Source organism: Agathobaculum hominis, assembly GCF_014288055.1.
Classification (GTDB): domain Bacteria; phylum Bacillota; class Clostridia; order Oscillospirales; family Butyricicoccaceae; genus Agathobaculum; species Agathobaculum hominis.
This window is the reverse complement of the sequence record NZ_JACOPK010000009.1, coordinates 60,144-80,304: the sequence shown is the minus strand read 5'-3', so window position 1 is coordinate 80,304 and position 20,161 is coordinate 60,144. Positions and strand designations below refer to the sequence as shown.

At 58.6% G+C, this 20,161-nt stretch carries 24 protein-coding genes; 9 read left to right on the top strand and 15 right to left on the bottom strand.

Annotated features, from left to right (window positions below; all coding sequences use genetic code 11):
* Window positions 1–184 precede the first annotated feature (184 nt).
* Complete coding sequence (gene pyrB, locus H8S02_RS10175; protein WP_186970462.1) at window positions 185–1,249, top strand: aspartate carbamoyltransferase; 1,065 nt, start codon at window positions 185–187, stop codon at window positions 1,247–1,249.
* A gap of 37 nt (window positions 1,250–1,286) precedes the next feature.
* Entirely contained in the window at window positions 1,287–2,054 is a 768-nt protein-coding gene (locus H8S02_RS10170; protein WP_186970415.1) for a methyltransferase domain-containing protein, read from the top strand.
* Window positions 2,055–2,126: 72 nt separating this feature from the next.
* On the opposite strand, the gene H8S02_RS10165 is transcribed toward H8S02_RS10170, so the two are convergent.
* The 8 genes from H8S02_RS10165 to H8S02_RS10130 all read right to left on the bottom strand — a co-directional run bounded on the left by H8S02_RS10165 (window position 2,127) and on the right by H8S02_RS10130 (window position 9,419).
* A complete protein-coding gene (locus tag H8S02_RS10165) occupies window positions 2,127–3,302 on the bottom strand; it encodes an ABC transporter permease (protein ID WP_186970414.1) in 1,176 nt (391 codons plus the stop codon).
* The gene (locus H8S02_RS10160) at window positions 3,299–4,249 is read right to left on the bottom strand and encodes an efflux RND transporter periplasmic adaptor subunit (RefSeq protein ID WP_186970413.1); all 951 of its coding nucleotides are present in this window, start codon (window positions 4,247–4,249) and stop codon (window positions 3,299–3,301) included. The genes H8S02_RS10165 and H8S02_RS10160 overlap by 4 nt, the downstream gene beginning before the upstream one ends.
* An 82-nt stretch (window positions 4,250–4,331) precedes the next feature.
* Window positions 4,332–5,687 carry a DNA repair protein RadA gene (radA, locus tag H8S02_RS10155; RefSeq protein WP_186970412.1) on the bottom strand — a complete coding sequence of 452 codons (1,356 nt, stop codon included), beginning with the start codon at window positions 5,685–5,687 and terminating at the stop codon, window positions 4,332–4,334.
* 1 nt (window position 5,688) lies between these two features.
* Complete coding sequence (locus H8S02_RS10150; RefSeq protein WP_186970411.1) at window positions 5,689–6,396, bottom strand: N-acetylmuramoyl-L-alanine amidase; 708 nt, start codon at window positions 6,394–6,396, stop codon at window positions 5,689–5,691.
* A 64-nt stretch (window positions 6,397–6,460) separates the two neighbouring features.
* The gene (locus tag H8S02_RS10145) at window positions 6,461–7,141 is read right to left on the bottom strand and encodes a TIGR00266 family protein (protein WP_186970410.1); all 681 of its coding nucleotides are present in this window, start codon (window positions 7,139–7,141) and stop codon (window positions 6,461–6,463) included.
* Between the two features lie 34 nt (window positions 7,142–7,175).
* A complete protein-coding gene (locus H8S02_RS10140) occupies window positions 7,176–7,418 on the bottom strand; it encodes a hypothetical protein (RefSeq protein ID WP_186970409.1) in 243 nt (80 codons plus the stop codon).
* A gap of 12 nt (window positions 7,419–7,430) precedes the next feature.
* On the bottom strand, window positions 7,431–7,982 hold the full coding sequence (locus H8S02_RS10135; RefSeq protein WP_186970408.1) for a putative signal transducing protein: 552 nt from the start codon (window positions 7,980–7,982) through the stop codon (window positions 7,431–7,433).
* 747 nt (window positions 7,983–8,729) lie between these two features.
* Entirely contained in the window at window positions 8,730–9,419 is a 690-nt protein-coding gene (locus H8S02_RS10130) for a 4Fe-4S binding protein (protein WP_186970407.1), read from the bottom strand.
* A 135-nt stretch (window positions 9,420–9,554) separates the two neighbouring features.
* On the opposite strand from H8S02_RS10130, the gene pepV reads away from it, so the two are divergent.
* Window positions 9,555–10,919: a dipeptidase PepV gene (gene pepV / locus H8S02_RS10125; protein ID WP_186970406.1), complete on the top strand. Its 1,365-nt coding sequence runs from the start codon at window positions 9,555–9,557 to the stop codon at window positions 10,917–10,919.
* A gap of 65 nt (window positions 10,920–10,984) precedes the next feature.
* Here the strand turns inward: pepV and H8S02_RS10120 are convergent, their stop codons facing one another.
* Together H8S02_RS10120 and H8S02_RS10115 are read right to left on the bottom strand one after the other, a co-directional pair.
* Entirely contained in the window at window positions 10,985–11,911 is a 927-nt protein-coding gene (locus H8S02_RS10120; RefSeq protein WP_186970405.1) for a DNA/RNA non-specific endonuclease, read from the bottom strand.
* A complete protein-coding gene (locus H8S02_RS10115) occupies window positions 11,899–12,312 on the bottom strand; it encodes a ribonuclease Z (protein WP_186970404.1) in 414 nt (137 codons plus the stop codon). Before H8S02_RS10115 ends, H8S02_RS10120 begins: the two co-directional genes overlap by 13 nt.
* Window positions 12,313–12,519: 207 nt before the next feature.
* Between H8S02_RS10115 and H8S02_RS10110 the strand changes: the two genes are divergently transcribed.
* On the top strand, window positions 12,520–13,536 hold the full coding sequence (locus H8S02_RS10110) for a LacI family DNA-binding transcriptional regulator (protein WP_186970403.1): 1,017 nt from the start codon (window positions 12,520–12,522) through the stop codon (window positions 13,534–13,536).
* A 48-nt stretch (window positions 13,537–13,584) separates the two neighbouring features.
* Here the strand turns inward: H8S02_RS10110 and H8S02_RS10105 are convergent, their stop codons facing one another.
* Both H8S02_RS10105 and H8S02_RS10100 read right to left on the bottom strand, forming a co-directional pair.
* Window positions 13,585–14,241: a 4'-phosphopantetheinyl transferase family protein gene (locus H8S02_RS10105; RefSeq protein WP_186970402.1), complete on the bottom strand. Its 657-nt coding sequence runs from the start codon at window positions 14,239–14,241 to the stop codon at window positions 13,585–13,587.
* 207 nt (window positions 14,242–14,448) lie between these two features.
* The gene (locus H8S02_RS10100; protein ID WP_186970401.1) at window positions 14,449–14,772 is read right to left on the bottom strand and encodes a hypothetical protein; all 324 of its coding nucleotides are present in this window, start codon (window positions 14,770–14,772) and stop codon (window positions 14,449–14,451) included.
* Between the two features lie 215 nt (window positions 14,773–14,987).
* Between H8S02_RS10100 and H8S02_RS10095 the strand changes: the two genes are divergently transcribed.
* The 4 genes from H8S02_RS10095 (at window position 14,988) to H8S02_RS10080 (ending at window position 17,387) form a co-directional block, all read left to right on the top strand.
* Complete coding sequence (locus H8S02_RS10095; protein ID WP_186970400.1) at window positions 14,988–15,608, top strand: TetR/AcrR family transcriptional regulator; 621 nt, start codon at window positions 14,988–14,990, stop codon at window positions 15,606–15,608.
* A 14-nt stretch (window positions 15,609–15,622) separates the two neighbouring features.
* Entirely contained in the window at window positions 15,623–16,126 is a 504-nt protein-coding gene (locus tag H8S02_RS10090) for a hypothetical protein (protein WP_186970399.1), read from the top strand.
* Between the two features lie 4 nt (window positions 16,127–16,130).
* Window positions 16,131–16,775, top strand: a complete 645-nt coding sequence (locus H8S02_RS10085) for a CatB-related O-acetyltransferase (RefSeq protein WP_186970398.1) — start codon at window positions 16,131–16,133, stop codon at window positions 16,773–16,775.
* 183 nt (window positions 16,776–16,958) lie between these two features.
* Window positions 16,959–17,387: an RNHCP domain-containing protein gene (locus tag H8S02_RS10080; RefSeq protein ID WP_186970397.1), complete on the top strand. Its 429-nt coding sequence runs from the start codon at window positions 16,959–16,961 to the stop codon at window positions 17,385–17,387.
* A 101-nt stretch (window positions 17,388–17,488) separates the two neighbouring features.
* Here H8S02_RS10080 and H8S02_RS12615 read toward each other — a convergent pair whose 3' ends face one another.
* Window positions 17,489–18,184, bottom strand: coding sequence for a DUF2156 domain-containing protein (locus H8S02_RS12615; protein WP_330601946.1), 696 nt, complete (start codon window positions 18,182–18,184; stop codon window positions 17,489–17,491).
* Window positions 18,151–18,654: a hypothetical protein gene (locus H8S02_RS12610; RefSeq protein WP_243166493.1), complete on the bottom strand. Its 504-nt coding sequence runs from the start codon at window positions 18,652–18,654 to the stop codon at window positions 18,151–18,153. Before H8S02_RS12610 ends, H8S02_RS12615 begins: the two co-directional genes overlap by 34 nt.
* Before the next feature lie 226 nt (window positions 18,655–18,880).
* On the opposite strand from H8S02_RS12610, the gene H8S02_RS10070 reads away from it, so the two are divergent.
* The gene (locus tag H8S02_RS10070) at window positions 18,881–19,723 is read left to right on the top strand and encodes a 4Fe-4S binding protein (protein ID WP_186970396.1); all 843 of its coding nucleotides are present in this window, start codon (window positions 18,881–18,883) and stop codon (window positions 19,721–19,723) included.
* On the opposite strand, the gene H8S02_RS10065 is transcribed toward H8S02_RS10070, so the two are convergent.
* Window positions 19,720–20,151 carry a (deoxy)nucleoside triphosphate pyrophosphohydrolase gene (locus tag H8S02_RS10065; protein ID WP_186970395.1) on the bottom strand — a complete coding sequence of 144 codons (432 nt, stop codon included), beginning with the start codon at window positions 20,149–20,151 and terminating at the stop codon, window positions 19,720–19,722. The two genes, H8S02_RS10070 and H8S02_RS10065, sit on opposite strands and share 4 nt — an antisense overlap.
* Between the last annotated feature and the right edge of the window lie 10 nt (window positions 20,152–20,161).

Here is a 20,161-nt window from a genome sequence, read left to right as displayed (position 1 = left end):
GCGAAGCATTCCGTGCGGGGGGCTTTAAACAACCTGTGCTCCGCGAAAACCGAATACGGCCTGACGAAGGCCGACTGCTTCACGGCAGGATCAGTCCGCGTATTTTTCATGCGCGGACTCTTTCTTTTTATGTGCGGCTGTGGTATGATATAAAGCAGAAAACATGAAAGGGATGGAGTTCTCCATGCGTCATATTATCGATCTGAGCGATCTGACCGACAAGGAATTCAACGATCTGTACAAACTCACCACTAACATCATCGACCGGCCTGAGGGCTATGTAGACGCCTGCCGCGGCAAGGTGCTCGGCAGTCTGTTCTATGAGCCGTCGACCCGAACCAATCTGTCGTTCTCGACTGCGATGATGCGTCTCGGAGGCAGCGTTGTCGGCTTCTCCGATCCGCGTTCCTCCTCGACGACCAAGGGCGAGACGCTCAAGGACACGATCAACATGGTGTCCTGCTACGCGGACATGATCGTCATGCGCAATCCGCGCGAGGGCGCAGCCAAGGCGGCAAGTCTGTATTCTTCCGTTCCGGTCATCAATGCGGGCGACGGCGGCCATCTCCATCCGACCCAGACGCTGGCCGACATGGTCACGATCCTGCGCATGCGCGGTTCGGCGGATGACATGAAGATCGGTCTGTGCGGCGACCTGAAGTACGGCCGCACCGTACACTCTCTGCTGCATTTCCTCGAGCGCTTCCATAACGTGCAGGTCTATCTGATCGCGCCCGACGCGCTCAAACTGCCGGATTACATGATCAGCTTCCTCAAGGAGCACAACATGCCCTACTGCGAGGTCAACAGCATCGACGAGGTTCTGCCCGAGCTGGATGTGCTGTACATGACCCGTATTCAGCGCGAGCGTTTTACGAGCGCGCAGGAATATGAAAATCTGGAGGGCAGCTATCAGCTGACCGCGGAAAAGATGAAGCGCGCGAAAAAGGACATGCTCGTGCTGCATCCGCTGCCGCGCGTCGACGAGATCGCGCAGGATGTTGACGACGACCCGCGTGCGGTCTACTTCCGTCAGGCGCGCTTCGGCATGTTCGGCCGCATGGCGCTGCTGCTGACCCTGTCCAAGCTGCCGTTCGAGCGTGCGGGCCATCAGGACATCGGCCACGAGCCGGGCGTCCGCTGCTCCAACCACAAGTGCATCACCCGTACCGAGCTGTATGTACCGCTCCACGGCAAGATCGGCGACCGCTGCCCGTACTGCGACAAGCTGCTCGAGCTGGACATTTAAGGCAACAATATCATCTTTTTGACAGGAGACAGCCGGTATGGCAGACTGGAACGCGGAGCTTTACAGCAGGTTTGAGAAAGAGCGCACGATCCCGAGCTATGACCTCGTGCGCGCGGTCGAGGGCGAGCCGAAGACCGTTCTGGATATCGGCTGCGGCATCGGCAACAGCACACAGGTGGTCGCGGAGCATTTTCCGCACGCACGGGTTGTCGGCGCGGATAATTCACCGGACATGCTGCGCTATTCGCGTGAAAAACATCCGGAGCTGGAATTTATCACGCTCGATGCGGCGCACGACCTCGGAAAAGTGCAGGAGCGGTACGACCTTGTGTTCTCGAATGCCTGTCTGCAATGGCTGCCCGGCCATGAGCAGCGCATCAGGGAGATGCTGGGACTGCTGAACGAGGGCGGAACGCTCGCCGTGCAGATCCCGTCGCAGGGAAAACACCCGATGCACAGGCTGCTGAACGAGGTCGCGCACCGGGCGCACTGGACAGACAGAATTCTCTCACACCGTCCGTACAACGAGCTGACGGAGGAGGAATACTTCGATATTCTGAGCGAAAATGCGAGCGATTTCCGTATGTGGGAGATCATGTATTTTCTTCGCATGCCCTCCTGCGAGAGCATTCTGGAGTGGTACCGGGGAACCAGCCTGCGGCCGTATCTTGCGCAGCTTTCGGACGAGGATAAGCGGGAATTCGAGGCGGAAATCCTGGAGGGGATTCGTGAAATCTATCCGGTGCAGAGAAGCGGCGAGATCATTTTCCGCTTCCCGCGTCTGTTCTTTACCGCGAAAAAGTGAATATCCGTCTGAAAAGACAAAATGAGAGGAAGGAAACCACATGGCTGCCTTCCTCTTTTTGCTTTGTCCGGGTTATTTTCTCATTGCTTCGATGGGGTCCATCGAGGCGGCGCGTACCGCAGGGAGCAGTCCGGCGATCCCTCCGCAGAGCGCTGCGATGAGCGGGAGCGCGGCCGTCAGCCGCCATCCCGGCAGCAGCAGCGCGGCGCCGAGCCGCAGCGCGGTCCACGCGAGCGCAAGACCGGCGGCTCCGCCGGCTGCGCAGAGCAGCACCGCTTCGCTCAGAAAGATCCGCCGGATGTCGCGTTTTCGTGCGCCGAGGGCAAGCAGAATGCCGATCTCGTTCGTTCGCTCGTGCGCGGCGGACAGCATGCTGCTGAACACGCCGAGCAGGGAAACGAGCAGCGCAATGCCGCCGACAGCGAAGAAGAGCAGCGTGCCGAGTGACGCGAGGTGCTGCACGGTCTCGACCGCGCCCGAAATGCTCCGCACATAAACCGTGCCAGTGACCTGACCGCGCGTTTCGAGATAGCGCGAGATACTGCGTCCGACCGCATCCGGATCGGCGTCCGCAGCGCACGATACGAAAACCTGATCGGCGCGCTCTCCGCTCTCTGCGAGCAGTCCGTAGGGCACGTATACCAGCTCGGGGGCGATGGCGGAAAGCGCGCCGCCGAGCGCGCCGGTCTGTGCGCGCATTACACCGCAGACCGTGAAGATCTGCTCGCGGCCGTTCCGGTTGATGCGGATTTCGCGGCCGGTAATATTGACGCGTCCGTACAGGCGTTCCGCGAGTTCATCCCCCACGACCGCGACCGCGGCACGGGCTTCGACCTGTGCCTGAGAGGGGAGCGCACCGGCGAGCAGCTCGACCTGCATGACCTCACCGAGATTTTCATCTGCACCGAGCAGCACCACGCCGGATGTGCGATGTCCGGCGCGGACCGTGCCGCCGACCGCACGGACGGGGCTTGCGGCTTTGATGCCGGGGACGGCCTGCGCCATCCGCTCCGCGAGGGCCGCGGAGAGCGGCGTGCCGGCGCCGCCCTCGTCTGTGCTCACCGCAAGGCCGCTCACGCCGATGCGTGCAAGACCGTTTTCGATCTGCGTGCGGCCGAACAGACCGAGCGAGGCGATGATGAGCAGCGCACCTGTGCCGACCGCGACCGAGAGCGCTGAGAGCGCCGAGCGCAGCGGACTCGTTCGGATGCCGCGCAGGGAAAAGCGAAGAACGTCCCGGTATTTCATGGCTGAACCTCGAGCTTTGCTCCGTTTTCCAGTTCATCGGAGGGGGAGAGGATGACGGTCTCACCGCCCTCGAGACCGCTGCGCACCTCGATCACGCGCTCGAGCAGATAGCCTGTCGTGACCGGATTCTGCACGGCGCGGCCGTTTTTGAGGGTGAAAACATATTCCTGTTCGCCCCTCTGGCATACCGCCTCATACGGTACGACGACCGCATTTTTTCGATGGTCGGTGAAGATTTTCACCGTTGCGCTGCTTCCCGGACGCAGACCGGTCATGTCGCCCTCGAGGTCGAGCATGGTCTCGACGGTAACACTGCCGCTGTCGCCGGCAAGGCTGACGGCCTGCACCGCGACGGGCGCGAGCGACGCGACACGCGCGGCATACATGCGGTCGGCGGCGGCAAGGGTGATGTTGGCCTTCTGTCCGGCACGCAGCTCGTCCGCATACAGCTCAGGCGTTTCTGCGCGGACGCGCAGCGAGGAAAGATCTGCGATGACCGCACAGGGAAAGCCGCCGCGGACGGTCTGCCCGGCGCGCGGCACACTGAGGACTGTGCCGGGGAAGGGCGAGGTGACCGCGTTTCCGGCCACGGTCTCGGTTTCATCCGGGTCCGCCTGCACCGCTGAGACAGCCGCCTGCACATCGGCGGCGGACAGCGGCGGGGTCGCAGCGGCTTTAAGCGTGCAGAGCGGCTGTCCTTTTTCGACCGTATCCCCCTCGCGCACGAAAACCTCGGTCACGACGCTGCTGTTTTCGGGGACGAGCGATACCGTGCGCGAGGGAACGACCGAGCCGAATACGGTGACGCTGTTGTAAATGTCCTGCGTTTTCGCCTGCGCTGTTCGCACGGAAAACGCTTTTTCCCTTTCGGAAAGGGCAAATACAGCCGCAAAAATACCTATGATAACGGCGGAGATCAGACAGACCCACCGAGCCTTTCTTTCCATGCAAAGCACCTCCGGGAAATAGCTTGCCCGGAAAAAACAAAAAAATCCGCCCCGAAGGACGGATTTGAGACTGCTGTCTCTATTACAGCACGGCCTTGATGGCGTCGCCGACCGTTTTGACACGCACGAGGTTCATCTTCCCCGCAAGCTCCTCGTCGACCTCCTGGTCGGGCATGACGCAGGTATGAAAACCGAGCCGGTACGCTTCGTTGATGCGCTGACCGGCGTTGGAGACGGCGCGCAGCTCACCCGTCAGACCGACCTCGCCGAAGCTCATGACGCCCTCGGGGAGCGGCTTGTCGCGAAAGCTCGACGTAATGGCGAGCAGCATGGGCAGGTCGACCGCAGGCTCGTCCAGTCTCATGCCGCCGACGACATTGACGTACACGTCGGAGGAGGAAAGGAACAGACCGCAGCGCTTTTCCAGAATGGCGAGCAGCAGCACCATGCGGTTGTAGTCCACGCCTGCCGCCGTGCGGCGTGGTACGCCGAACTGCGTCTTGGCAGCGAGTGCCTGCACCTCTGCGAGCAGCGGACGGCTGCCCTCCATGACGCAGGCGATGCAGTTGCCGGAGGCGCCCTGCGGATGCCCGGCGAGCATGGCGGCAGAGGGGTTTGCGACCTCTACAAGACCGTGCTCGCTCATTTCGAACACGCCGATCTCGTTGGTCGAGCCGAAGCGGTTTTTGGCTGCACGCAGACAGCGGAACGGCCCGGCCGATTCGCCCTCGAAATACAGCACGCAGTCTACCATATGCTCGAGGATCTTCGGTCCGGCGAGCGTACCCTCCTTGTTTACATGCCCGACGATGAAAATGGTCACGTTTTTGTTTTTCGCATACTGCATCAGACTCATCGCGCATTCCTTGATCTGCGTCGTGCCGCCGGGCGCGGCGGTCAGATCGCGCTTGTAGACCGTCTGGATCGAGTCGACGATGAGAATATCGGGCGCCATAAGCTCGGTCTCGTTGATGATCTGATCCATGTCGGTCTCCGAGAGGATATACAGCTCGGGAGAGGAGATGTGCAGACGGGCCGCGCGGAGCTTGATCTGCCGGAGCGACTCCTCGCCGGAAACATACAGCACGCGGGCGTTCCGGCACATTTCCTGACACATCTGGAGCAGGAGCGTAGATTTGCCGATGCCGGGCTCGCCGCCGACGAGCACGAACGAGCCGTGCACCGCGCCGCCGCCGAGAACGCGGTCAAGCTCCCCGATGCCGGACAGAAAACGCGCCTCGTCGCCGGTCTCGATGTCGCCGAGCAGGGTCGGCCGCGATGTGCCGCGCACGAAGCTCGTCGTGCCGCGCGCGGCGGACGGGGCGGCAGGCTTGAATTCGCTCATGGTGTTCCATGCGCCGCAGGACGGGCATTTTCCGTACCATTTCGGCGACTCATAGCCGCAGTCGCTGCATAAAAACACGGTTTTCTGTTTCATGTTATCCTCCATGGCCGTCTGTGTACCGGAGATAGCCGGTCACGATGCAGACAGCAAGTTTTTTGTGATAATTTTCGTCTGCGAGCCGCGTCTCTTCGTCCGGATTGGACAGAAAACCGCACTCGACGATGACGGCGGGGCAGGTGAGGACCCGCATGAGGTAGACGGAGCTTTCAGCCTGCTTTGCCTGTCTGCGGTTTTCCGGATCGCAGCCGGAGATGAGCGCAGACTGGAGCGCCTCAGCGAGCGGCTTTCCGAATGCGCTGTTCGCGGAGTAAAACACCTGTGCGCCGTGGTACTGCGGATCGCTGAATTTGTTGAGATGAATGCTGACAAAAACGGGCGAGGAGATGCTCTGCACGATGCGTTCGCGCGCGTGAATATCCGCGACCTTGTTTTCGCGCACCGACCGCGACGGGTCGTAGTCGAGTGCGCCCTCGTCCGCGCGCGTCATGGCGGTTTGAACGCCGAAAAAGCAGGCGAGAGCCCGGACTCGCTGGGCGACCGACAGGTTGATCGCCTGTTCGCTGACACCGCGTTCGGAAACCGCGCCGCCGTCAAAGCCGCCGTGCCCGGCATCAATGACGAGCGTCGCGGACGCCGTATTCTCCAAAACTGTCCGCAGCACCGCAGTGCAGGGTGATGCTGCGAGCGTGAAAAGCGCGATGGCGAGCACTGCTCCCACCGCAGACAAACATCTTCCGCGCATGTGCCCCCTCCTTCGGGAAAACATACGCGGAAGAAAGTGCGTTTATGTCAGCGTGGCTGCAAAATCAGTTGCTCCCGCTGCTCGGGATGAACGGCGCGACGGACTGCGCGATTCCGGAGATCGGCATGGTCTGGAGCCAGACGCGGCCGGGGCCGGTCAGCGTAGTATTGAACAGACCTTCGCCGCCGAACAGCTTGTTCTTGAGGCCGGGAACCTGCTGAATGTCGATGTCGACGGTCGTGTCAAAGCCGGCAACGTTGCCGGTGTCCACGATGAGCTTCTGACCCGGTTCGAGCGTGTACTCGACCAGCTCGCCATCGATCTCGACGAACGCCATGCCCGAGCCGGACAGACGCTGCATGATAAAGCCCTCGCCGCCGAAAAAGCCCGCGCCGAGCTTTTTGTTGAAGTGGATCGACAGCTCTACGCCGTCAGTCGAGGCGAGGAACGCGCTCTTCTGGAGCACGAATTCGCGTCCCGGCGCAATTTCGAGGGGGACGATGCGGCCGGGAAAGCAGGAGCCGAATGTGATCATGCCGTCGCCGCGGGCGGTGTAGATGTTCTGAAACATGCTTTCGCCGGAGAATGCCTTGGAGAACATTCGTCCGAGACCGCCGCCGACCGTGCTCATCTCCATGTTCGGACTCATCCAGACCATCGCACCCTTTTCGGTAATCATGCGTTCGCCGTTCGCGAGCTTGCAGATCACGACCGGAAACGGCGTGCCTTTGATCTCATAATTCATATGCAGTTCCTCCTTTTATTGAAAAAAACGCAGTCTACATCATCCCCTGCAGGGTGAAGACCGCTGCGAGCGCGAGCAAGACAGCGATGAGCGCGCGCAGGATGCGCAGCACGCGCTCGCGCGGAAAGAAGCGGCGGATGCCGGTCGGACGGGGCGCCTGCTCGACCGGAAAAATCTCGCTTCCGTCCGGCTTGTGGTCGATGAGCCGCAGACCGCAGTCCGCGCATTTTTTGATATCGTCTCGATATTCTGAGCCGCATTTGGGACACCAGGGCATAGTTATCTCTCCTTATCGCGTGACAAAATACAGCACGACGAGCGCGAGCACGAGAACGCCTGCGATGACGGGCAGCAGGCGGAAGGACGCATTGTCCTGCATCTCTGCCGGGGGCTCCTGCTCAGCCTGTTCCTCAGCCAGACGGGCGAGGTCGTCCTCGGAAAGCTCGTTTTCGGCAAGCTCAGCCTGCATCTGCTCGATGAGCTGACGGGCGCGCGAGGTCTGGGAGGCATCGACGACCAGCTCTACGCCGAAGCGCGCGTCCGCGCCGCTGTAGGACTGGATCTGGCGGAAAGCCGCCGGACGGTCAAATACCGGAATATCGTTGTCGCGCAGCATTTCCTCAATGGACTCGGCCTCCAGACGGTTTTTCGCGGTGTAGACCGCGATCGGACTGCTCATGCCCTCGGGGAGCACCATTTTATCACATTCACGCTCGGTCTCCGACTTGTTTGCCTCTTTTGACTGTTCGTCGGTGAGGCGGTCGACGAGCGGCACATCACAGGACGCGCAGCGGGTAAAGCCGTCGCGGTATTCTGCGCCGCATTTCGGGCACCATGGCATAGTGTGTTACCTCCTGTTGCAGGGCGGCTGCCGCCGCCGGGGTTTCTTTTTATTATTATATCATAATAGAGAGGGGAGGGATAGAGAGAATTCTCTAATCTCAGCAGAGATGCCGTTCTTTCTTTCCTCTCAGCAGAGGGTAAGCGGTTCCGCCGTTCCGGCGGCTTGCCGCCGCAGGCGATGAGCGCCCTTTTCTGCTATACCATCAGCAGACGCAAAATTTTCCGCTGATACAGCGGTGCGCCGCTGGAGGCGAGAGAGGCCCTCCCGGGACGGGGGATGTTCGCCATGATATGGCGTGTGCATTGCCGCCGCCCGGCGGCGGGGGCAAAAGGGGCAGGGACACCAAGGTTTCCCTGCCCCTCTTGACTCCCCAACCTTTCCTTAGGACGCGACTCCCTTCGGTCGCGCGTCTAAAAGCGAGGGGCCCACAGGGGCGTTTGGTGCTCCAAGAGTACACCATTGATAGAAGCGGAGCGGTTCGCAGCGGAAAGCGGCCGCCTTGCACCGGATGGCCGCGCACTGTTATGCGCGGCGGATCACGCAAGGGAAACTCAGGGCATAACAGCGTCCCATAAGCGAAACGACGCACGGAACCGAGCTCCCGTAACCCCGTTTCGCTGCACATCTTCGATGTGTCAGCGCCAAAAGGAAGGTTTGGGGTGTCAAGAGGGGACAGGAAACCATACTTGGTGTCCTGTCCCCTTTTGTCTCCGCCGCCAGACGGCGGCAATTTTCCCGAGAGCTTTATAAAAGCTCTCCCTGAACAGAGACCGTGTGCACCTGCCACGGAATCAGCTTTCCGCAGTTTTGCAGCGCAGTTCTTACTGCGTGTTCCAGTCCGCCGCAGCACGGCACCTCCATGCGCACGATGGTGACGCTCTTAATATCGTTTCGGCGCAGGATTTCGGTCAGTTTTTCACTGTAATCCACCGGGTCGAGCTTGGGACAGCCGACAAGCGCGATGCGGTTCCGGATGAAATCCCTATGGAAATCCGCATAGGCGTAGGCCGTGCAGTCGGCCGCGACGAGCAGGTTTGCACCATCGAAATACGGCGCGTTCACGGGCACGAGCTGAATTTGCACCGGCCACTGGCGCAGCTCAGAGACCGCGGGAGCAAAGGATGCCGGGGAGGGAGTGCGCGGCGCAAACGCCTGTGCACGGCTGCCCGGACAGCCGGAATGCGGCGCGCTCTGCGCCTTTTTCATGTTCTCCTGCACGGCTTTTTCATCGTATGCCGCCGCTTCGCGTTCGATAAAGCGGATCGCGCCCGTCGGGCAGACCGGCAGACAGTTTCCGAGACCGTCGCAGTAGTCATCGCGCAGAAGCTGCGCCTTGCCGTCGACCATGCCGATCGCGCCCTCGTGGCAGGCCGATGCGCACAGACCGCAGCCGTTGCATTTTTCTCTGTCGATTTCAATGATCTTTCGTACCATGCTGTATTCCTCCATATATCAAATGTGCGTTTTCTGCTTGACTTTGTGAATACAGCTTACTATACTTTGTTTAGAATGTCTGTTGTCACGGCAACGAAACGAAAATTTTTCTGCGAAAAACGGGAGGAAACCAGAATGGATTTCAAACGATATATTCATGCGCACAGCGACGAACTGCTTGCGTCTCTTGCGGCGCTCGTGCGCATTCCGAGCGTGGAGGGCGAGCCGGAGGAGGGCGCTCCGTTCGGCAAGGAACCGGCGCGCTGCCTGCACGAAATGCTTGCTCTGTGTGAAAAACTCGGCTTTCCGACGGAAAACATGGACGACCGTGTCGGCTGGTGCGAGTACGGCGAGGGAGAAGAGATGGTCGCGGTGCTCGGTCATCTTGATGTGGTTCCGGCCGGCGACGGCTGGACGGAGAGTGAGCCGTTTTCGGGTGAGATCAAAAACGGCCGCATCTACGGCCGCGGCACGATGGATGACAAGGGGCCGATGGTCGCGGCGGTCTACGCGCTCGCAACGCTGAAGCAGAGCGGCTTTCAGCCGTCCCGGCGCATCCGCGTGATCTTCGGCACGAACGAGGAGACCGGCTGCGGCGATATGGCGTGGTACGCCTCTCATGGAGGGGAGATGCCGGTCATGGGCTTCACGCCGGACGGCGAATATCCGCTCATCAACGGCGAAAAGGGCATCCTGAACGGCACGTACACGCGCACGCTGCATCAGACAGGCGACTATATTCTGACGCGCTTTGAGGGCGGCGAGGCGAGCAACATCTCCCCGGCGTATGCTGTGGCGGAGGTGAAATGTCCGACGGAGGCAGCCTCGAAGATCGCGGCGGAAAAGGTGACGGTGACGCCGATCGACGGCGGCATTCGCGTGGAGGCGGAGGGTGTCGCGGTGCACGGCTCGACGCCGGAGCTTGGCGAAAACGCGATCGGACGGCTCGCCATGGCGCTCGCGCAGCTGCCGTTCACGGGCGAGACCGGAGAGTGCCTCGCGTTCGTTTCCGAGCGTCTCGGCATGGAAACGCACGGCGAGTCGCTCGGTCTGGCGATGCGCGACGGCGTTTCCGGTGATCTGACGATGAATGTCGGCGTGGCATCGTTCGAAAACGAGACGCTGTCGCTCACGTTCAGCGTTCGCTATCCGGTGACGCTGCCGTATGAGCTGGTCTATCCGAGACTGAAGCGCGGCTTCACGCTCGGCGGCTTCACCGAAACGGAGATGACGCACGCAGCGGCGCTGTATATTCCGAAGGACAGCGAGCTCATTCGCCGCCTGCTCGGCGTGTACGAGGCGGAGACCGGCGAAAAGGCTGAGCCGAAGTGCATCGGCGGCGGCACTTATGCGAAGTCCATGCCGAATATCGTGGCGTTCGGCCCGATTTTCCCCGGGGACGAGGTGCGCGAGCACAAGCCGGATGAATACATGGAGACGCGCCGCGTTATTCAGAACGCGGAGATCATCGCATCGGCCATGAAGGCGCTCGCAGAGTGAAAATAGAGCAAAAGAAAACGGAGAGCACAGGTTTCAGTCTGTGCTCTCCGTTTTTTGTGTCTGATTTATTTAATGCACGAGGTGTGCGGCGTGTAGCCTTCCTTTTCAAGCTCGGCCTGCGTTCCGGTGAAGTCCCTGCGGTTTTTCTCCGACATCTTGCCTACGGCGGAACAGCTCGGGTCGTGGTACTTCTTCGAGCTGGTGTTCAGCACGTAATGCGCCGATGCGGTATCGGTACTGGTGCTGCTGTCCGTCTGAGCGTCCTTATCGCTCAGATGGTTTGTGCCGTCAGCGTAGTCGATGGTGACGCCCGGCTGCACGTTGTAGCAGAACACGTTGAAGCAGATGCCGTCACCGTCATCCTCGACCGAGTACGCCTCCATCTGAACGCCCTGAGCGACAAGATCGTCGCCGCTGAAAACCGGGGTGACACGGTACATGACATGGCTGCCGGTTTCCTTGATGTAGTCCGCGACCATGTTCTCGAAGGGAAGCATGCCGTCAACATTCATGTAGCGCGTGCCGGTGATGAGATTGCTGCGGTTCGCATTTTCGGCGGTCAGCTGCCAGCCGATGAGATGGCAACGGTTGTACAGGTACTTTCCGTCGACGAAATCATACTTTGCCGTGACCCATCCGGACGGCTTGATCTCGCTGATCGAGCCGCGCTTTTCGCCGTCCGCCGGCATCAGATCGGTCGAGATGCAGGCATAGGCAACACCGCAGCGGCCGAGGCTGTCGAGCGGCGCATAGCTTTCGAACGAGCTTGTTGTAAGCTCGGATGCGGTGAAGGACGGCTGATTGTCGTCGATAACGACATAGGGCTCGCCGCTGAACGCCGGGATGTTATCGAGCGATGCGGCAGTTTCTGAGGCGGTCGATGTGCTGCCGGACTGGGAGCCGGAAGGACCCGGTGCAGGCTGAGCACAGCCGCCCAGCAGCAGACTGAGCGTTAAGATAAGCAGCGCAAGCGTTTGCGTCAATTTTCGCATTTTACATAATCCTCCTGTGTGATGGTGGGGTGGGAGGAGCCTTCGAACTCGGTTTCACGCACTTTTTTCCAGCCTTCCGGCACGGAAAAATGCAGGTCGGCGGGATAGCGGCGGTTCCAGCGGAACACTGTCAGGCACGAGGCAAGGCCGAGATACGGCGTGGGGTCTGTGCACTCCAAAAAGCAGAAATCGTCCGGCTGTGCATGCTGCATGAAATCGTCCTCAGCGCAGATATTCGGGGCGTTTATTCCGGAAAAAAGCGAGAAAGATGAGGTATTCATGCGTAAAACGCCTTTTTGTGAGAGCGCGGCGATGTGCTCGCAGAGAATTCGGTCGCGGCTCTGACGGCGGTGGTTGAACGCGAGACCGTCCGCGTCATCCAGACAGATGAAAATCGTCATAAAGCGAAGCTCCTTTTTTATGGCTCTGACAATTATAGCATATTGACAAGCACCGTGCAAATGATTTGGTAAATATGACGAAACGCGAAAAATATTCTTACGAAAAGGTTTGCATTCTGAAAAATATGCGTTATAATGTCTTTAGAGTAATGGAAAAGGTCTGCACGCAAATGGCGGGCAGAGAAAGAAACCGGAGAAAGAGCAGAAATGAAAGTAACACTCAAGCAGATTGCGGAGCGGACAGGCGTGTCGATCAACACAGTGTCCATGGTGCTGCGCGGCATGAGCGGTATCAGCGCGCCGACGCGAGAGCGCGTCCGCAGGGCAGCGGAGGAGATGGGCTACCGTCGGCAGCTCAAGCCTGCCGCAACCAAGCAGAGCCTGTGTCTGGTCTCGGCAGAGCGGCACAGACGCGACAGCTATTCCTACACCGAATTCAATCGTATTTTTATGAGCTATGCGGCCGCGCACGAATTCAGCGTGGTCACGGCCGAGGCGGAGCAGTTCCGCGATGACCCGGAAGGCGCACAGCGGCGCATTGAGGAGGCGGGCGTCGGCGGGATCCTGACGCTCGGCGACATCGACGAGACGCTGTTCAGCCGCCTGCGGCGGTGCGGTCTGCCGATCGTATCGGTCGGCGCACGCTATTACCGCGAGCCGGTCTGCACCTTCACCGAGGATAACGAAATGGCGGCGCATCAGGTCGTTCACGCACTGATGGAGCGCGGCTTCACGCGCATCGGTTTCGCCGGAAGTCCGTTGTTCAGTGCGGCCTTTTCTGAGCGGTATTTCGGTTTTCGGCAGTCCTGCTACCGCGCCGGTCTTGCCGTGCAGGAGGGAGACGAATGGCTTGATCTGCTTCCGGGCATCGACAGCGAGGAGACGGAAAACAGCATCCTGCGGCATCTGGAGCAGAACAAAAGCCTGCCGGAGGTGTTCTTCTGCGGAAACGACCTGCTTGCGGTGACGCTTGCAAAGGTGCTGCGGCGGGCAGGCGTGCGCGTGCCCGAGGATATTTCGCTCATCGGAGTGGATTTTAATCAGCTCGGTCAGCTCGCCGAGCCGAGACTTACGACGGTGGACATCGGGTGCAGCCGGCAGGTTGAGGCCGCTGTAGAGCAGCTTGCCTCGTTCATTGAAACGGGAACCTACAAGCCGGCGCGCATTCTGATGCCGACCACGCTGCGGTGGGGCGACAGCGTAGCGTACAAAAAGGCGCATTAAAAAGGCGAGCACAGAGTAAATCTGTGCTCGCCTTAATTTTTTGTGCTCTTACAGTATCATCAGACGCGGCTCGCTCTCGCTCAGATCCCTGACGCAGACGGCAAGCCTGTACGCTTTGTCCGCCGGAAAATCCAGCTCGAACAGCTTGTACTGTCCCTCAATATTGCCGCAGTCGATCTGCGGACGGCCGCGCCGGATGTCTATCCAGAATGAGCGGAGCGGCAGGTCGAGACCACGGCCGGTCGCCTTGACAAAGCTCTCCTTGAGTGTCCAGAGACGGTAAAAGCCCTCGTCTCGGCGGAACTGCGGCAGACTGTCCAGATAGCGGATCTCCTCGCGGTGGAAAAAGCGGCTGGCTACATCGCGCCGGCCCTCATCGCAGTGCTGGATGTCGATGCCGACCGGACTGCTGCTGATGGCGCAGACGGCCCATTCGCCCGAATGCGACAGGTTGAAGTGGATGTCCGGCTCTTTGGCGAGGTACGGCTTGCCGCCCTGCGCGATCGCGACCTCGAGCGGATGCTCCGCTTTGGGAAACAGGCGCTTTACCACATATTCAAGCAGCAGCGCCGCCGCGAAGCTCTGCTGGCGGCCCTCGCCATTCAGCTGGTCGATCGCATAGAGCCTTTCCTTTGTGAGCAGCACGCGCTGCGAAATGTTCTCCGGGTCAAATGCGGAGATTTTTGTCGCAAAAACCGCAGTCATGTTCAATATCCCCCTGGAAACGGGCGTATTCGTCCCGCAAAATCATGAAAGGACCGCCGCGCGGCAGTCCTTCCGGCAAGAGATATTATAACAGAACGCCCGGATCAAATCAAGATTTCCGGGCGTTTCTTGTCATTTTTTGCAGCATTCGGACAGTGCATCCGGCATGATCGCGCGCACGGCGGAAATATCGGGGATGATGATGAGCTAGCCGGAAAGAAAGAATGCGTGCCAGGCCGGCATTTCAGTATAGGGAACAGCCTGCAGATTGTCGATCTGCGGCATAACACCTTCGGCGCACCATTCGTTGGTATTTCTGTATATGCCGTTCTTCTCAAGAAAGACAAAAAGATAGGCGCGGTCTGCGTGCGTGTAGTCGCCCATGCAGCACAGCAGCTCGTCGATCGCACGGTTCAGCTCCTCCGGGCCGTCCGCGCGGTCGAGCACGGTCAGCTGATGCAGCATGCGTTCAAGTTCGTCAAGCTGATGCTTCAGACGGGCTTCTGGTTCGGTTTCAGCTGTCAAGATCATTGACAGCCCCTCCTTTCTGTCCGCCTGCGGGCAGAAGGCTGTCCGGCGGCAGGATGATGCAGATCTTTTACCATAAAGTCAGATGTTTGCATGGAAAATCTGGTGGATTTTGGAGAGGGCTTCGGAAAAACACCGGAAATTTTCAATATTCTCTTGACAAGTTACCAATCGGTCACTACAATAAAGTTACCGAATGGTTACTCTGGAGGGATGACATGGCAGGGGAGACAAAAAAGCGTATCATTGAGACTGCGCTCGCGCTGTTTTCGCAGAGCGGCTATCTCGCGACCTCGATGAACGACATCGCACAGCAGGTCGGCCTTACCAAGGCTGCGCTGTACAAGCATTTTTCGGGCAAGCAGGAGATACTGGACTGCATCATCGCGCAGATGGAGCGCATGGATCTGGAGCGGGCGCAGGAATACGAGATGCCCGAGACCGAACCGGACGGCTTCGCTGAAGCCTATCAGCATATTCCGGCTGAACAGATCTACGCATACAGCCTCGCGCAGTTTCGCCACTGGACCGAGGAGGAGTTCCCGGCGCGCTTCCGCAGGATGCTGACGCTCGAGCAGTACCGCGACCCGGAAATGGGGCGGCTGTACCGCGATTACCTCGCCGGAGGCCCGGTGGAGTATATGGCGGCGATCTTTCGGAAGATGGCGGACTCGGACGCACAGGCAATGCAGCTCGCGCTGCGGTTTTATGGACCGATGTTTCTGCTGTACAGCGTGTATGATGAGAGCGAGGACAGGAAATCGGTCATCGAGGCGCTCGATACGCACATTCGAACGTTTATCGAGCAGCTCGAAGCAGAGAAGCGCAGACGGAAATGAAAGGGGAGAGCCGAGTGGAAGCAATCGTTTATGCGACGAATACCGGGAGTGCGGCGCAGTATGCGGAAATGCTTGCAAAGGAGACCGGTCTCGCGGCGTATTCGCTCGATGAAGCAAGGGGAAAAGTTCCAGCAGACAGCGAGGTCATCTATCTCGGCTGGGTGATGGCCGGTACGGTCAAGGGGTACGCCGCAGCGGCGAAGCGGTACATCGTCCGCGCGGTCTGCGCGGTGGGCATGGCGCAGCCGGGCGCACAGGGAAAAATCCTGCGCGAGCGCAATAAGCTGCCGGAGAGCGTGCCGCTGTTCCAGTTACAGGGGAATTTCGACGTAAAAAAGCTGCACGGCATGTATCGGCTGATGATGGAGGTCATGGTCAAAACGGCGGGGAAGGCGCTCGCGTCAAAGTCCGGCCGCACCGCCGAAGAGGACGACATGCTGGACATGATGACAAACGGCGGCGAGCGGGTGCGGGTGGAAAATCTGCACGCAGTGCTCGCATGGTACAGGGGGAGATGATGAGATGATACCGGCATGGAAGATCTATCCGAGCAGTCAGAGACGCAGCACGGTCTATCTGAAGAATGTGGTGAAAAATCCGTTCATCGAGGTCGGGGATTATACGGTTTACGATGATTTCGTGAACGATCCGCGCGATTTCGAACGGAATAACGTGCTGTATCACTATCCGGAGTGCAATCATGACAGACTGAGGATCGGCAGATTCTGCTCGATCGCGTGCGGCGCGAAATTCATTTTCAATGCCGCTAATCATGCAATGGACAGTCTTTCGACCTACACGTTCCCGCTGTTTTTCGAGGAATGGGATCTGCCGACGGATACGGCGTCCATCGCTGAAACATGGGACAGCAGGGGTGACATCGTGGTCGGAAACGATGTCTGGATCGGCTATGAAGCTATCATTCTCGCCGGTGTCACTATCGGAGACGGCGCGATCATCGGCAGCCGTGCGCTCGTGACGAAGGATGTGCCGCCGTATACGATCGTCGGCGGCCTGCCTGCGAAACCCATCCGAAAACGCTTCGACGAGGAAACCATCGCGCGTTTGGAGGCGCTGCGCTGGTGGGACTGGGATAGAGAGAAAATCAAGCGGAGCATTGACGCGATCCGCCACGGTGATATAGATGCGCTGGAGAAGAACGCTTAAGGCAGCACCGCACAATGAAACCTGCGGCGGTATTGCCTTGAATCATTTGGAAAGGATATGCTTGTTGAAATTTAAACTGATCAGATCGGCTGTATTGGAGCTTGTGGACTGACCGGGAGGGCCGGAAAATCCACAAACGCCTGTCCTCCCGCAGAAACCTGCATTCTACCGGAGGAGATCACAATGAACCGAGAAAATAAACGAAAAACCTTTGAAAAGGGATATTACAGGACACACGCCTGCAGCGACAGCTTTACCTGCCGTGTCTGCGGACGGCTCGTCACGCCGCAGTCTGCCGGAACCGATCACCGCAACCACTGCCCGAACTGTCTGTCCAGTCTGCATGTTGACATTGAGCCGGGCGACCGTGCATCCGACTGCGGCGGCATTATGGAGCCGGCAGCGGTCTGGGTGCGCAGGGGCGGAGAATGGGCGATCATTCACCGCTGCCGCCGCTGCGGCGGGCTTTCGTCCAACCGCATTGCGGCCGACGATAATCCGATGAAGCTGATGAGCATCGCCATGCGTCCGCTGAGTGCGCCGCCGTTTCCTATCGAGCGCATCGAGGAAATGACGCGCCGCATGGGCGGTGACGGCGAGATGAACTGGTAGGAAAGACGGCTCGGATGGGTCGGAAAAAGACATGAAAACAGCCGGAGCAGAGGATAAGTCTGCTCCGGCTGGCACATATTCACGGCATTCGCCGATCTTTTTCAGCTCTGGTTTTTGTCTCGGCCGCCTTTCCTGTGCAGGAACGACTGAACAGCTTCGCGGATCACGTTATTGTTCTGGATTTTCACAACCGCATAGAACATATCCGGGGTGGGGAATTTCGGCAGATAGATATAGTAAGCCGGGATCCACTCGGTCGGGCTGTATTTTTCCTTTGCGCGGTATAGATCTTTGAAGCCGTAGCATTCATTCAGATGATCGTATACGAAGTGAAGGAGCTTTTCAACCGGCTCTGCCTTTTCGTCATCCAGTCCGGCGAGCGGAGCAACGCCAAGGCTGCCGTAATGAATCCCCTCGTTTTTGAATACCTGAAAGGCTTCGTAGATGATGGTTTCCATGACGCCGCCCGGCGCGCCATTGCCGTGGCGGGTGACATCGGCCATGTAGCCGTCTTTGCCGAGAAACGGCACAAAAACGATAAAAGCGACGATTTGATTATCCTTGTCGCGTGCGTAAAAATACCGCTTGTCCATCGGGTTTTCCAGACCGGCCGTACCCATTGTGAACGAAAGCAGCGAGCTTTTCTTCTGTCCGAGCCATTCGTCTGTCACGCGGTCAAACGCCTGCTCGATCTCGGGATCACGTTTTTCCAGCGGCCTGTACTCGGATACCGTAACGCCTGCTTTGGTCGCATGGTTGATGTTCATGCGCATTTTAGCGCCCTTTTTGCCGCTGATTTCGTAATCCGCCAGAGCAAACCGCGCCTCTTCGCCGCATTGGCCAGTACGCCGAGCACGCTCAGCAGAAGGACATACAGACTGCGTTTTCGGTCTTTTGGTGCGGCCGGGCAGCAGAAATCCCTGCGGAAGCAAAGAAAGGCGGCCAGCAGGAGCAAATCGATCACAGAAATCAGAACAGATGCCGGGGTCAGCTGCCGTACACCGCGCAGCAGGCTCAGCAGGAGAAGCAGCAGCGTAATACCATATGCCGCGCGTTTTCTCTTTTTCAGCTGATTGACAAGACAGAACAGAAGAACGGATACCGCTCGCTGCACCATCCAGCCCATTTCGGTCGATACCAGAACCACCGCCTCCGCAGAGGACCGATGGAAGAAGTTCAGGGCGAAAAGCATCAGAGAAAACAGAAAGATGATACCGATGCACAGGTTTTCGATACGGATACGCATGGATACGGTTGACTGCTTCATGGTCATTCTTCTTTCTTGCTGTCGGGGGATAGGGGAGAATCTGCTTTGCAATACACGATACTGGTTTTTATTATAGCAGAAATTTCGGGGAGATCCATAGCATAGAGCGTTTCCCACAAAACAGACCGTATGACTGTTATTTTTTCAGAATTACGGTTGCGAATTTTACGCATCATCGTTAAAATAGAAAGTACATGAAACAGGAAAGAAAGGAAGGGGCGTCACGATGAAGAACAGGGGCAGGTTTCGCAAATATGTGCCGTCCATCCTGCTGCTCCTGCTGTTTGAAGCAGTAGCGGTCGTGCTGTGGCTTGTCAGGGACAACCTGTTTTATCTGCTGAATTTCAGTTACATAGGCTGTTGTCTTGCATTGGGGACGGCGCTGTTCGCCGCCGGGAAACGATACACCCGGCATTTTGTGCAGCTGGCGGTGGGATGCTACATGCTGCTGTATCTCGGCGTGATCTCCCGCGAGAATATGCAGATCGAGGGCTTCTGGTACTATCTGTTCCTCGGTGCTTTTGAAGCGGCGACCATCCACTATGCGGTGGCAAAAATCTTCGGGCCGCTGCTGTTCGGGCGCGGCTGGTGCGGCTATGCCTGCTGGACGGCGATGGTGCTCGACTTTTTACCTTACAGGCAGCCGCAGAAGCCGCGCAGGGAAAAGCTGGGCGTTCTGCGATATGTGATGTTCGCATTATCTCTGGCGCTGGTGTCCGGGCTGTTTTTGATGAAGGCCGCCGATCTGGAGCAGATTATGTTCCGGATGTTCCTTGCGGGAAATGCGCTTTACTATATCGCGGGAATTGCACTCGCCTTTGCGTTCAAGGATAACCGCGCATTCTGCAAATATCTGTGCCCGATTACAGTGTTTCTCGCGCCCGCGAGCTATTTTTCGCTGCTGCGCGTCCACTGCGATGAAAGCAAATGCATCCACTGCGGGAAATGCCTGCGTGTCTGCCCCATGAACGTAGAGGTCAACAAGGGGTCCCGCAGACGGAAAAACGGAACGGAGTGCATCCTCTGCTGCGAGTGTACGAAGGTCTGTCCCACAAAGGCGCTGCATTAGAATGAAGCAGAGGGAATGCCGCTCGTCGAGGAATTGCTTATAGCGAGCGCTTTCTCAATCCTTTCAATCAGGCCTAAATCAGCCGGAAGCCATTCTACGCTTTTCAGAGTTTCCTTGGTCAGCCATCGCGCCTCAGCGGCCTCTAACAGCTCAAGATCACCGCGAATCAGCTGACACCAGAAGCAATCCATTGAAAGGTGAAAGGTCGGATAATCAAATTCGACGGTATCAATCAACTCACCAACCGAAATCTCGGAGGCCAATTCCTCTCGGATTTCTCTTTTTAGGGCCTCCTGCGGCGTTTCGCCGGGCTCGATTTTTCCGCCGGGAAACTCCCACAGACCCTTAAAGTCACCATAGCCGCGCATGGTGGCAAAGATCTTTTCGCCATCGCGAATAACTGCGGCGACGACTCGAATTGTTTTCATAAAATGCCTT